Below are 12928 nucleotides of genomic sequence, written 5' to 3'. Positions count from 1 at the left end.
TCCCGCAAGCGGCGGGCAGCGCGGACAGCCACGGCCGCCGCCGTCCTGAACGACCGTCCTGAAAGACCGTCCTGAGAAACGGTCCTGGAGGTCCCCTAGACGTCCGCTCCGAGCCGCTGGCTGATGACGGTGGAGACGCCGTCGCCCCGCATGGTCACGCCGTAGAGCGCGTCGGCCACCTCCATGGTCCGCTTCTGGTGGGTAATCACGATCAGCTGGCTGGATTCGCGGAGTTCTTCGAAGATCGTGATGAGCCTGCCGAGGTTGGTGTCATCGAGGGCCGCTTCGACCTCGTCCATGACGTAGAACGGCGAGGGCCGGGCCTTGAAGATGGCCACGAGCAGGGCCACCGCGGTGAGCGACCGCTCGCCGCCGGACAGCAGGGACAGCCGCTTGATTTTCTTGCCCGCGGGCCGGGCCTCCACCTCGATGCCGGTGGTGAGCATGTCCGCGGGGTCGGTCAGAACCAGCCTTCCCTCCCCGCCGGGGAAGAGCCGCCCGAAGACCCGCACAAACTGGGCGGAGGTGTCCGCGAAGGCCTCCGAGAAGACCTTTTGCACGCGGTCATCCACTTCCTTGATGATGTCCAGCAGGTCCTTGCGGCTGGCCTTGAGGTCCTCCAGCTGGGTGCTGAGGAACTGGTGGCGTTCCTCCAGAGCGGCGAACTCCTCCAGCGCCAGGGGGTTGACCTTGCCCAGCGATGACAGGTCCCGTTCCGCCTTGCGGAGCCGCTTTTCCTGCTCCTCGCGGACGAACGGCACGCCCTCCACTACCGGCTGGCCCTCGGCATCAACCTCTGTCCGCAGCGCCGCCCACTTGTCCGTGGACGCGGCGGCAGGCAGGGGCACCGGCTGGTCCGGCCCGTAGTCTGCCACGAGCTGGTCCGCCGTCAGCCCCAGCTCCTCCACCGACTTCGTTTCCAGCGCCTCGATCCGGAGCCGCTGCTGGGCACGAACCAGCTCGTCGCGGTGCACGGAGTCGGTCAGCTCCGCGAGTTCGCGGGCCAGCGCGTCGTTGGCCATACGGATGTCGGCCAGTTCCCGGTCCCGCTGCTCCCGGATCTGCTCGGCGCCGTCCCGTTCCCGGCCTGCCAGCTCAACGGAAACGTTACTGAACCGGATCAGCTGCTCGGCCGCCGTCGAGACAGCTGCCGCCCGTTTGGCTTGAATCCTTCGACGGCGGGCCCGTTCGGCCGCCTGTTCCCGGGCCCGGCGTTCCGAGGCCGCTGCCCGTTCCAGCGAAGTGGCCCGATTGCGGATGGCCGTGAGCTGTTCCTCCCGGCTTCGCAGGGACAGCCGGGCTTCCATTTCTGCCGACCGTGCCTGTGATGCGGCCAGGGCCAGCGCGTCCCGCTGTTCCGTGGACGGTTCCTCTTCGGCGGGCGCGTCCTGTGCTGCCGCAAGCCGGGCGGTCACCGCCGTCAGCGCCTCCTGCTCGGTGACAATGTTTGCCTCGGCACGGGCCAGTGACGCGGCGAGCCGTTCGCTTTCGCCGACGGCGCTGCGCAGGACCGAGTTGAGGTGGCCCAGCCGTTCGGCCACCGCTGCCAGCCGGGCATCCGATTCGTGCAGGCGCTCCAGCGCGGCGTCCGCGCGTTCCTGCGCCTCGGCGCGCCGGGCCTCGGCGGCAGCCAGGGCAAAGCGGCCCTGCTCCAGCCCGGCGGTGACCGCCGTCAGGCGGGACGCGGCGTCGTCGACGGCGGCCTGCACCTCAAGCAGTGAGGGCGCCTTCGCGGAACCGCCGGTGACGGTCAAAGCGGTGAACACATCGCCGGCGAGCGTCACGGCGGTAAGGTCGGGACGCCCGGCGACCAGCTCCGCCGCCGTGTCATGATCCTCGACGACGGCGGTGGCAGCGAGCAGTGTACGCACGGCCGCCGCCGTGGTTCCGGAGGCCGTTACCAGGTCCGCGGCCGGGCGGGCCCCGGCTGGCAGGGCACCCCTTCCTGCAGCGGGTTTTCCTGCGGCAGCGGGCGCTCCTGCGGGAGGTGCCGCTTCCTCGAGTAGCAGCAGCGTGGCGCGGCCGGCGTCGTCGTCCCTGAGGAGGCGGACCAATTCTGCTGCCGTTCCGGCGTCCCGCACCACGATGGCATCCGAAGCGCTGCCCAGGGCTGCAGCGACGGCGGCCTCATAGCCCGGTTCAACGGTCAGTGCCGTCGCCAGCGGGCCGACGGTGCCAGCCACCCCGGCACCGAGGACATGCTCGGAGCCGTCCTTGCGGTTGAGGCCCAGCTGAAGGGCCTCGTGCCGCGCCCTCAGCGCGTCCCGTTCGCGGACGGCGTCGCGCTCGGTGCTTTTCAGCGAGTCGATCTCCGCGAGGATGCCGTCGAGGGCGGCGCTGGCGTCCTCGTATTCGGCATCAAGGGTTTCCTCGCCGTCCTCGACGCCCGCCACCTGCGATTCCAGCGCGGTGAACTCCGACTGGGCATGCCGGCGGCGCTCATCGCCGGCGGCCAGGGACTCGCGCAGCCTGCCCACTTCGGCTTGGGCAGATTCCACCTTTGACCGCGCCGCGCCCACCTGGCCGGCCAGCCGCGCCAGGCCCTCACGCCGGTCGGCGGCCGCGCGCAGCGCGGCGGTGAGCCGCTTCTCCTCGGCCGCCGCGGCATCCTCAGCCGCCGACTTGGCGGCGGTGGCGGCGTCGAGCCCGGCGCGCCCGGCGAGGATGTCCTTTTCCAGGTCCGACTGCTCGCCGCGGACCCGTGCGGCCTGCCGCTCCAGCTGGTCCGGGTCCCGGCCAGGCTCCGGCGCTGGATCCGCGGATCCCAGCAGGCGGCAGCGTTCGTGGGCCAGGGACGCGAGGGCGCGCAGCCGCTCCCGTCCTGCGGACAGCTGGTACCACGTGTCCCGGGCGGCGTTCAGCTGCGGGGTCGCCTCCGCCGCAAGCTGCTCCAGGGAAGCCTGCCGCCGGCGGCCTTCCGCAAGCCGGGTTTCGACGACGGCGCGCCGCGCCTTGAGCGCGGACTCGTCGGCGATGTCCTGTGCAAGGGTGTTCTGGAGCTGGACCAGATCATCGGCCAGCAGCCTGGCGCGGGCGTCGCGGACCTCGAACTGGACGGTCTGCGCGCGCCGTGCCACCTCTGCCTGCTTGCCAAGCGGTGTGAGCTGCCGGCGGATTTCCCCGGTCAGGTCGCTGAGCCGCTGGAGGTTGGCCTGCATTGCCTCCAGCTTGCGGACGGTCTTCTCCTTGCGCCGCCGGTGTTTGAGGATGCCGGCGGCTTCTTCGATGAAGCCCCTGCGGTCCTCGGGAGTGGCGTGCAGCACCCGGTCCAGCTGCCCCTGTCCCACGATGACGTGCATTTCGCGGCCGAGTCCGGAGTCGGAGAGGAGTTCCTGGATGTCCAGGAGCCGGCACGCCGAGCCGTTGATGGCGTACTCGGAACCGCCTGTGCGGAAGAGCGTGCGCGAGATGGTGACTTCGCTGTACTCGATCGGCAGGGCGCCGTCGGCGTTGTCGATGGTGAGCGAGACGTGTGCCCGGCCTAGGGGCGGTCGGCCGGACGTGCCGGCAAAGATGACGTCCTCCATCTTGCCGCCGCGGAGGGTTTTGGCACCCTGCTCCCCCATGACCCAGGCCAAGGCGTCCACGACGTTGGACTTGCCCGAGCCGTTTGGCCCGACGACCGCCGTGACGCCAGGCTCAAAGTCGAACGTCGTGGCCGACGCAAACGACTTGAAGCCCCGGACGGTCAGACTTTTGAGGTGCAAGGTTTCAGATCTCCATAGGTGGCGGCAGCGGGTGCTGGTCCTCCACCAAATCTACTGGCTATGGGGCCGGGATCCCCGGATTTACGGCGTTCCGGGCCTTTTCAACCAAGGTGTCAATGGTCACCAGCGGCCGTTGCGTGGCCGCGGCTGGCACACCGGGCAGGTGTAGGAGGAACGGTTCATGAACTGCTCGCGCTTCATGATGCTGACGATTCCGGCGGTTGCACAGCGCCTGCATTCCTCCCCCTCCCTGCCGTAGGCATTGAGGGACCGCTCAAAGTAACCGGACGCGCCGTTGACGTTGACGTACAGGGAATCGAAGCTGGTGCCGCCGGCGGCCAGGGCATCGGCCATCACGTCCCGGGCAGAGGCGAGGACGCGTTCGGCTTCAGTCCGCCGGAGAGTGTCGGTGGGCCGTGCATAGTGCAGCTTTGCCCGCCATAGGGCCTCGTCAGCGTAGATGTTTCCGATCCCGGACACGAGCCCCTGGTCCAGCAGTGCGCGTTTCAGCCCGGTCTTCCGCTTCCGGAGGCGGCGGTAGAAGGTGTCAAAGGAAAAGTGCGGATCCAGGGGGTCACGCGCGATGTGCGAGGCTTCCTCCGCAATGACCGGCACCGGGTCCTCCGCGATCCCGCCCGGTCCGCCGTCGTCCGTGGGAACAAGAGTGGTCACGAACAGGCCGCCGAAGATCCGCTGGTCCACGAACCGCAACTGCTCCGGCATGGTCCCCTCCGGGCTCAGCCGCAGGCGGATCTTCAGGTGTTTCTCGCCCGGAACGGAGCTGTCCTGCATCAGGAGCTGGCCGCTCATGCCGAGGTGGACCATGAGCGCGACGCCCGGCCGCCCAGACATACCGCTACCGGTACTGCCGCTCGGCATGCCGTTCTCCTGCAGCGGCATCCAGAGGAACTTGCCCCGGCGGACGACGTCGAGGACTTTGGCTCCCTCAAGGTTCCCGGCGAAATCCTCCGGCCCCAGCGCGTGCCGGCGCACGGACCTGGGGTCCACAACGTCGACGCCGGTGATGGTCCGGCCGCGGACCCAGTTGACCAGGCCGCGGCGGACTACCTCGACTTCGGGAAGTTCAGGCACCGGCGCTTAGCTGCCCGCGGCGGAATCCAAAGGAGCCGCCGCTGTATCTGCCGGTGCAGACTCCGCGCCAAGGACCTTGGACTCCGCGCCCGTAAGCTTCCGCCAGGCATCCGCGGCAGCTTCCTGCTCGGCTTCCTTCTTGGAGTGGCCGGAGCCCTTCCCGTAGGCAGTTCCGCCGATCTGGAGGACGGCGACGAAGGTGCGCGCGTGGTCCGGGCCGGAGCCCTCGACGGCGTAGTAGATGCTGCCCAGCTGCCGTCCCGCGGCCAGCTCCTGGATGCTGGTTTTCCAGTCCGTGCCGGCGCCGAGGGCGGCGGCGTCCTTTAGGAGCGGTCCGACGAGGCGCATCACCAGCTGGCGGGCGGTCTCGATGTCGTTGGACACGTAGGTGGCGCCAATGAGGGCTTCCATGGTGTCGGCCAGAATCGAGGCCTTGTTCTTGCCTTCGGTGAGCTTCTCCCCCTGGCCGAGGTAAATGTAGTCCCCGATGCCCAGGCTGCGGCCGATGCCGGCGAGGGCGCGCGTGCTCACCACGGCCGACCGGCGCTTGGCCAGGTCGCCCTCGGGGAGCGTCGGGTTGTCGCGGTACAGCGCATCGGTGACGGAGAAGCCCAGGATGGAGTCGCCCAGGAACTCAAGGCGCTCGTTGGTGGGTATGCCGCCGTTTTCGTAGGCGTACGAACGGTGTGTGAGAGCAAGACGAAGCGTCCCGGCGTCAATGAAGACACCGAGACGCTTCAGAAGCTCTTCAGTTGAAGACATCCTGATCAGCTTGGAGGCCGATTAGACGTCCGCGACCTTGCGGCCCTTGTATTCAAGGAACAGCGCAGTGCCAGCCGAGTCGGTGACGACCTTTGCCTGGTGCGGCAGGCTGTAGGTGACCTGGCCGTTCTCGACGGTCTTCACCAGGTGGGGGGCAGTTGCCTTCCACTGGGAACGACGGGCGCGGGTATTCGAGCGAGACATTTTCCGCTTGGGAACAGCCACGGCTAACTCATTTCTCTCTAGAAAAACACTTACAAATCAATTTTGCCGGTCAGGCTTAGCCAGATCAGCCAGGGCAGCCCAGCGAGGATCTACGATCTCGTGGTGGTGCCCCGGATCGTCTTCCAGGCGCGCCCCGCATTCGGAGCACAGACCCTGGCAGTCTTCCCGGCACACCGGCTGGAACGGCAGCGCGGTCACGACTGCGTCCCGCAACACCGGCTCAAGATCGATCAGATCGTGCTCGACTCGACGTTGCTCTTCATCGTCTTCCTCATCGGAAGGCAGTGCGCCTTCGTAGAAGAAAAGCTCTTGCACATTGACCTCAAGGTCATACGCAAGGGGATCCAGGCATCGGCCGCACTCGCCTTTTACCTCGGCAAGGGCGGTTCCTGATACCAGAATTCCTTCGTGTACGGCCTCAAGCCTCAGGTCGAGCTCGATATCCGAGCCTTCCTGAACGCCAATGAGCGCCACGCCGAGATCCCCCGGCGCAGATACATGTTCCGTCAGTGTACGCATGCTCCCCGGACTGCGTCCGAGGTCCTTGACATCGAGCATCAAGGGCGAACTTGCATCTCGTTTAATGAGAACTCCTGTTGAACATATGACCGACGTACCATCTTAGCCTGAACTCCCTGACGGACTCAAACCGGATGCCACGCCGGGGCACGCGGCCGGCGTGCACCGGAAACGTACCGGACAAGCCTACCCCCTTGAGGGCTGGCCGGCCTAAGGCGCGCCGCCGGCGAGAAGCCGTTTCAGAACGGACCTGGGGACGTATTCGGAGACGCTGCCGCCCAGGGTGGCCACTTCCTTGATCAGGGTTGATGACAGGTGAAGGTAGTGCGCCTCCGCCGGAAGGAACACGGTCTCCACTCCGCTCAGCTGGCGGTTCATCGTCGCCATGGGAAGTTCGTAGTCAAAGTCCGACGACGACCGCAGCCCCTTCACGATGGCGGACACGCCGCGCTGCCGGCAGTACTCCGCCAGGAGTCCCTCCCCAACGGGTTCCACGACGATGCCGCGCAGGGAGGCCAGTGTCTCCCTGGCCATCTCAATCCGTTCCTCCAGCGGAAACCGGTACTTCTTGGCATAGTTGGTGGACACGGCGACGATCACTTCATCAAACAGGCTCGCGGCTCTGGCGATGACCTCGAGGTGTCCATTGTGGATGGGGTCGAAGGAGCCTGGGCATACGGCGCGTCTCATGCTCCGAACCTACCGTATCTGCGGGCCGGGATACCATGACTTGGGCACCGGCCGCCCACGGGGGCCGCGGCTGAACAGACAGGCAGGAAACCAATGACAGAGACACTTCCGGCGCCCTGGCAGCGTGCGGCCACCGGGGCGAACCTGCTAGCGAGTGACGGCACTTTGGGCGTGACGATCTTCGAGGAGATGACCACGCTGGCCATGCAGACCGGCGCCATCAACCTGGGGCAGGGATTCCCCGACGAGGACGGCCCCGCAGAGATCAAGGCGGCCGCCCAGGCAGCGATCGCCGAAGGCTCCAACCAGTACGCGCCGGGCAAGGGGATCCCCCAGCTCCGGAAGGCCGTGTCCGCACACCAGAGGCGGTTCTACGGGCTGGAGCCAGACCCGGACACCGAAATTATCGTCACCACCGGCGCCACCGAGGCAATCGCCGCGTCACTGCTGGCCTTCGTCGGCCCCGGCGATGAGGTCCTGACCTTCGAGCCGTTCTACGACTCCTACGGCGCGATCATCGGGCTCTCCGGCGGCACTCATGTCACCGCTCCGCTGCTGGCCCCCGATTTCCTGCCGGATTCCGCAGCCCTGGAGGTGGCGTTCACCGACCGCACCAAAGTCGTGCTGCTGAACAACCCGCACAATCCGACCGGTGCGGTCTTCCCGCGCGAGGTGCTTCAGCGCGTCGTCGACCTCGCCCGCAAGCATGACGCGATCATCATCACGGACGAGGTTTACGAGCACCTTACGTTCGGCGTCACCCACATTCCGGTGGCCACGCTGCCGGGGGCCGCCGACAGGACGGTCACCATTTCCTCGGCGGGCAAGACATTTTCGTTCACCGGTTGGAAGGTCGGCTGGCTGAGCGGCCCTGAGCACCTCGTAGCGGCGGTCCGGACGGTGAAGCAGTTCCTCACCTACAGTTCCGGCACGCCGTTCCAGAGCGCCATCGCCACCGGACTGGCGCTGCCCGACGAGTTCTATGAAGGCATCTCCGCCACGCTGCGGAAAAAGCGCGACATCCTGAGTGAGGGGCTGCGCGCCGCCGGACTGGAGGTATTCAGCCCCGACGGCACCTACTTCGTCAACGTGGACACCTCGCCGCTGGGCATCCGGGACTCGGTGGACCTGGCCCGCCGTCTGCCCGCGCTGTTGGGAGTGGCGGCCATCCCGGTGCCCGTGTTCTGCCACCCCGAAGGCGCGGAGAGGACGCGCAGCCTGCTGCGGTTCGCGTTCTGCAAACGCGACGAAGTAATTGAGGAGGCCGCCGGGCGGCTGGCGACCCTCCGGGACAGGCTCTGACCATGGCCGACGGCGCCCGGGCATCGCGCTTCCTGCGCGCCACCGGCCAGCACGCCGTCATAGAACCGGATACCTACACTGACGGCGGTTTTGTGCTCAGCATCGGCGGCGCCGAGCAGTCACACGTGGACCTGGCCGACCCTGAGGACATCTTCTACGAATACCTGCGCCGCATCGGGCACATCGTGGACCTCGCCGCTCCGTGGGGTGAACCCATCCGCGCGCTCCATCTGGGCGCCGGCGCCCTGACCCTGGCGCGGTACATCCAGGCGACCCGCCCCGGCTCCGTGCAGTACGCCGTAGAGCTGGAGCGGGAGCTGCTGGACTTCGTGCTGGAGCGGCTGCCGCTGCCGGACGGCACCGAACTGCATACCGTTATCGGCGACGCACGCGCTGCCCTGGCGGAGCTGCCCGCGGACCTGCGTTTCGACGTCGTCATCCTTGACATCTTTTCCGGACCGGAGGCGCCCGGTCATATCGCCTGCACCGAGTTCTACCAGGAGGCCGCAGCGGTCCTTGCGGAACGGGGCGTGCTGATCGTGAATGTCGGCGACGAGCCCGGCCTGACACTCGTCCGGAGCCAGGTGGCTGCGCTGCGGAGGGCCATGACGGACGTCGCAGCCTGCGCCGAGGCGGGCATGTTCACGGGCAAGTATCCGGGGAACATCATCCTTGCCGGCACCCGCAAGCCGTGGCCGCCCGAGTGGACCGCCGCCCTGACGGCCCGCGGCCCCCATCCGGCCAAGGTCCTGGCGGGCGTGGAACTGGACGGTCTATCGGACTAGCGCTCAGTCCTCGGCCTCCAGCGCGAGGTCCACATCCTGGCCGCTGGAGGGTTCGGCGTACCACAGCCGTGTCTCGCCGTATTTCTTCTCGGCAAAGCGCTCCAGGCCGTCCGGCCATCCGGGTTCGCTGGTGCGCGACGACCGTTCGACCACCACGACTGCCCCGTCGTTGAGATGCGGGGCAAGCTTTGCCAGGACAGACGCCAGCTCGGGCTCACCGAGGGGGTAAGGCGGGTCCAGGAAGGCGACGTCCCATGTGGTGTCCCCGGCCGTGCGTTCGAGGAAGGACTCCACCTTGGAGCGGTGCACTGTGACGGCCTTCCGGCCCAGGACGCCATTGATGAGGTCCGCGTTCCGCTGACACACAGCGCTGGCCTTCGCGTCGAACTCCACGAGATCAACCGTTTCCGCACCCCTGCTGGCGCTCTCGACCCCCAGCGCTCCGGATCCGGCGTACAGGTCCAGGACCCGGGCGCCGCCGAGCACGTTGAACGCGTCCATCCTGGAAAACAGCGCCTCCTTGACCCGGTCCGTAGTGGGACGCGTCATTGAACCTGGCACGTTGGCCAGCGGGGTTCCGCCCGCGGCACCGGCAACGATCCTGCTCATGCCCCGTCCCCCGCCCGTGGCGGTCCGGGTGGCAGGTGGATCGTGCTAGCCGCGTTCAAGGAACGCCTCCTTCTCGGGATTCAGGTACTCATCAATGGCCTCGGCAAGTGCCGCATAGCCGGCCAGCGCAGGGTCTGTGCCCACAATCTTCTGGGCGTCCTGCCGGGCCCGGGCAATGATGTCCTCGTGCTCCAGGACACGGAGCAACTTCAGCGTGGACCGGCCACCGGACTGCGAGGCGCCGAGGATGTCGCCCTCGCGGCGCAGCTTCAGGTCCTCCTGGGAAAGCTCGAACCCGTCGGTGGTGGCCGCGACGGCATCCAGCCGGCGCCGGCTCGGGTGCCCCGGCTCGAGGGTGGTCACGAGCAGGCACGTGCCCGGCAGCCCTCCCCGGCCCACGCGCCCGCGGAGCTGGTGAAGCTGGGAGATGCCGAAGCGGTCGGCGTCCAGGATGACCATCAGGGTGGCATTATGCACGTCCACGCCCACCTCGATGACGGTGGTGGATACCAGCAGCTTGGTCTGGTTGGCGGTGAAGGAGGCCATGGTGTCTGACTTCAACACCGGGTCCTGGCGCCCGTGGAGCGGCGCCAGCGCCACTCCGGCCAAGGCCGGTTCCTCCCTGAGGTGTTCGACGACGGCGGTCACGGAGGCCAGTTCGCGCGCGCCTCCGTCCCCCTCCAGTTCCCCGGGGTCGGGTTCCGCTTCACCGGGAGTGAAGTCGCCGTCGTCGTCCGCCCCGATCTTGGGGCACACGACGTAGACCTGGTGGCCTGACTCGATCTCTTCGCGTGACCGGGACCAGATGCGGCCCGCCCAGGCGGGGTTTTCCGCGAGGCCGACGACGTGCGTGGTGATGGGCGCCCGGCCCGCGGGCAGTTCGTCAAGCACGGACGTTTCGAGGTCGCCGAACACCGTCATGGCTACGGTCCTGGGGATCGGGGTGGCGGTCATGACCAGCAGGTGCGGCGGCTTGCTGGCCTTGGCACGCAGAGCGTCGCGCTGTTCCACGCCGAAGCGGTGCTGCTCATCCACCACGATCAGGCCCAGGTCAAAGAAGGTGACGTTATCGCTCAACAGCGCGTGGGTGCCGATGACGATCCCGGCCGTGCCGGAGGCGGCGTCGAGCAGCGCCTGCTTGCGCGCGGCGGTGGGCATGGAGCCGGTAAGCAGGCTGACCTGCACCGAATGGTCGCCCAGCCCGCCGAGGAGTCCATCGCGGGACAGCGGGCCGAGCGTGCGACGGATGGAATCGAAGTGCTGTGCCGCCAAAACTTCTGTGGGCGCCAGCAGCGCGGCCTGTCCCCCGGCGTCCACCACCTGGAGCATGGCCCGCAACGCCACAATGGTTTTGCCGGAGCCGACCTCGCCCTGCAGCAGCCTGTTCATGGGCCCGTCCTGCGACAGCTCCTCCGAGAGGGTCTTGCCGACGGCAGACTGGCCTGCGGTCAGGGTGAAAGGCAGCTGGCGGTCGAAGGCTGCGAGCAGTCCCTCCGGCACGGGACGCCGTGCGGTGGCCTCCTCCGCGGCAAGCTGGGCACGGCGCCGGGCAAGGGCGGACTGGAGGACCAGCGCCTCCTGGTAACGGAACCGGTCCCTGGCCTTGCGCCAGTCCTCCGCGGTCTCCGGGGCGTGGATGAGCCGGTAGGCCTCCGGCAGCGGCAAAAATCTCTCGCGGGTGGAGATGGCCGCCGGCAGCGGATCCCGCAGGGCGTTCAGGTCCGCCGTTTCCAGCAGGGTTTTCATGACCTTCTGGATGGACCAGCTGGTGAGATTTGCGGTGGCCGGGTAAACCGGGATGGGCATGGCCGCGAGCTTCTCCGGGTCCATGCCCGGAACATCCGGATCCTCGTCCAGCAGCTGGTAGTTCGGGTTGGTGAGTCCCAGCGAACCGGCGTAGCGCGTCACTTTCCCGGAAAACATGGCCCGCCGGCCGGGCAGCAGCTCGGCCTTGGGGCGGCGGCCGTTGAAAAAACTGATTTTCAGCGTGCCCGTTCTGCCGTCGTCGGTAATGACGACGTCGGTGATGGAGCCTTTCCGGGCGCGCATCTGCCGGGTGCTGTTGGAGACAACGCTGGCGATGAGGGTGACCTCCTCATCGAGCGGCAGTTCGCTGATGGGCGTCAGTTCACCGCGGTTGAGGTAGCGGCGCGGATAGTAGTTGAGCAGGCCGCCCACCGTGGTGATGCCCAAATGTTTCTCGATCACGGCCGCGGAGCGCTTGCCGACCCGGCGCTCCAGGCTGAGTTCCAGTTCGACGTTCATCGTCCTTCTGCGCTCACTTCTCCTGACGGATCCCTGGGCAGGGCGAGCTCGCTGACGGACACGTCCGCCGGATCGCCCAGCGATCTGATCACCGCAAGGGCCGGAGCCGGGGCCGGGACGTGTACGTGGACCCGCCACCGGTACAGGCCCTCAGCATCAGCGGAAGGGCCAACTTGGCTCATGATCACGGAGTCCCCGAGTTCATCCAGGCGCAGCCGGAGTGTGGCGGCGTCAAGCGGGGACAGGCTGATGGTGCACATGACCTCCACGCCGTCGTCGTCCGGCATGTCGGTGTGGATGTGGGGGTCCTGGAGGTCGTACCCGTGCAGGCCGTCCAGCAGTTCGCTGCGGAGCTCCTCGCCGAGCACCGCCGAGCGGAGGCAATCCAGGATCAGCAGCATGCCCACGCCGCCGGCATCCACCACGTGCGCGGCCTGCAGGGCATCGAGCTGCCCCTCCGTGCGAACCACGGCCTCGAGGGCGGCCTCCACGGCCGCATCCAGGACCAGGCCGAGGGCGTGGTTGCTGTCGTTGCCGTTCTGTCCGGCGTCGACGGCAGCAGCGGCCCGGCCCGCCGCCTCCATGACGGACAGCATGGTGCCCGGCACGGGGTCGCTCAGCGCGGACCAGGCCCTGATCTGCGCCCGGTTGAGGGCTGCGGCGAGGAGCGACGAGGTGAGCCTGGCATGCCCGGCCAGTGGTTCGGCGGCGGCGCAGAGGAATACGGAGAACAGCGTGCCGGAGTTCCCCTTGGCCTGCTCCATCGCTGCCTGGCCGGCACGCGCAAGGACGGCGCCCACGTCGACTGCGTCTGCGGGGCTGGCATCCTGCAGTGCCCGGTAGGCGGCACGGACCGTCAGGTAGAGGTTGGTACCGGTGTCGCCGTCCGCTACCGGGAAGATATTGATGGCATTCAAGCGGTCGCTGTGGTTGCCCAGTGCGGTTTCGGCCTTACCCAACCACCGCTTCATC

Annotated in this window: 11 protein-coding genes; 2 read left to right on the top strand and 9 right to left on the bottom strand. The window is 67.8% G+C overall.

The genetic code is table 11. The features are described 5' to 3' along the window. Nucleotides 1-95: 95 nt before the first annotated feature. The 6 genes from smc to coaD all read right to left on the bottom strand — a co-directional run bounded on the left by smc (nucleotide 96) and on the right by coaD (nucleotide 6995). On the bottom strand, nucleotides 96-3707 hold the full coding sequence (gene smc / locus J7I85_RS06585) for a chromosome segregation protein SMC (RefSeq protein WP_214848338.1): 3612 nt from the start codon (nucleotides 3705-3707) through the stop codon (nucleotides 96-98). Nucleotides 3708-3827: 120 nt separating this feature from the next. After that, nucleotides 3828-4799 (bottom strand): bifunctional DNA-formamidopyrimidine glycosylase/DNA-(apurinic or apyrimidinic site) lyase, encoded by a 972-nt coding sequence (gene mutM / locus J7I85_RS06580; protein WP_214848335.1) that lies wholly within the window; start codon nucleotides 4797-4799, stop codon nucleotides 3828-3830. 6 nt (nucleotides 4800-4805) lie between these two features. After that, entirely contained in the window at nucleotides 4806-5561 is a 756-nt protein-coding gene (gene rnc, locus J7I85_RS06575) for a ribonuclease III (RefSeq protein WP_214848332.1), read from the bottom strand. Between the two features lie 21 nt (nucleotides 5562-5582). After that, on the bottom strand, nucleotides 5583-5786 hold the full coding sequence (rpmF, locus tag J7I85_RS06570; protein WP_009356569.1) for a 50S ribosomal protein L32: 204 nt from the start codon (nucleotides 5784-5786) through the stop codon (nucleotides 5583-5585). 36 nt (nucleotides 5787-5822) lie between these two features. Next, a complete protein-coding gene (locus J7I85_RS06565; RefSeq protein WP_214848328.1) occupies nucleotides 5823-6347 on the bottom strand; it encodes a DUF177 domain-containing protein in 525 nt (174 codons plus the stop codon). A gap of 168 nt (nucleotides 6348-6515) precedes the next feature. Next, a complete protein-coding gene (coaD, locus tag J7I85_RS06560) occupies nucleotides 6516-6995 on the bottom strand; it encodes a pantetheine-phosphate adenylyltransferase (protein ID WP_102972153.1) in 480 nt (159 codons plus the stop codon). Between the two features lie 93 nt (nucleotides 6996-7088). On the opposite strand from coaD, the gene J7I85_RS06555 reads away from it, so the two are divergent. Then, nucleotides 7089-8297, top strand: coding sequence for an aminotransferase class I/II-fold pyridoxal phosphate-dependent enzyme (locus J7I85_RS06555; RefSeq protein WP_214848326.1), 1209 nt, complete (start codon nucleotides 7089-7091; stop codon nucleotides 8295-8297). A gap of 2 nt (nucleotides 8298-8299) precedes the next feature. Further along, complete coding sequence (locus J7I85_RS06550; protein ID WP_214848294.1) at nucleotides 8300-9082, top strand: spermidine synthase; 783 nt, start codon at nucleotides 8300-8302, stop codon at nucleotides 9080-9082. A 3-nt stretch (nucleotides 9083-9085) separates the two neighbouring features. On the opposite strand, the gene rsmD is transcribed toward J7I85_RS06550, so the two are convergent. From rsmD to J7I85_RS06535, 3 genes are read right to left on the bottom strand one after another with little or no spacing between them, the layout of a single operon-like run. Continuing rightward, entirely contained in the window at nucleotides 9086-9691 is a 606-nt protein-coding gene (rsmD, locus tag J7I85_RS06545; protein WP_214848291.1) for a 16S rRNA (guanine(966)-N(2))-methyltransferase RsmD, read from the bottom strand. Nucleotides 9692-9736: 45 nt separating this feature from the next. Continuing rightward, nucleotides 9737-11956: an ATP-dependent DNA helicase RecG gene (locus J7I85_RS06540; protein ID WP_214848276.1), complete on the bottom strand. Its 2220-nt coding sequence runs from the start codon at nucleotides 11954-11956 to the stop codon at nucleotides 9737-9739. Further along, nucleotides 11953-12927 (bottom strand): DAK2 domain-containing protein, encoded by a 975-nt coding sequence (locus J7I85_RS06535; RefSeq protein WP_214848504.1) that lies wholly within the window; start codon nucleotides 12925-12927, stop codon nucleotides 11953-11955. Before J7I85_RS06535 ends, J7I85_RS06540 begins: the two co-directional genes overlap by 4 nt. Nucleotide 12928 lies beyond the last annotated feature (1 nt).

It is taken from the genome of Arthrobacter sp. ISL-65 (assembly GCF_018613795.1).
In the GTDB taxonomy this organism is placed as follows: Bacteria; Actinomycetota; Actinomycetes; order Actinomycetales; family Micrococcaceae; genus Arthrobacter.
This window is presented reverse-complemented; position numbering and strand designations above follow the sequence as displayed.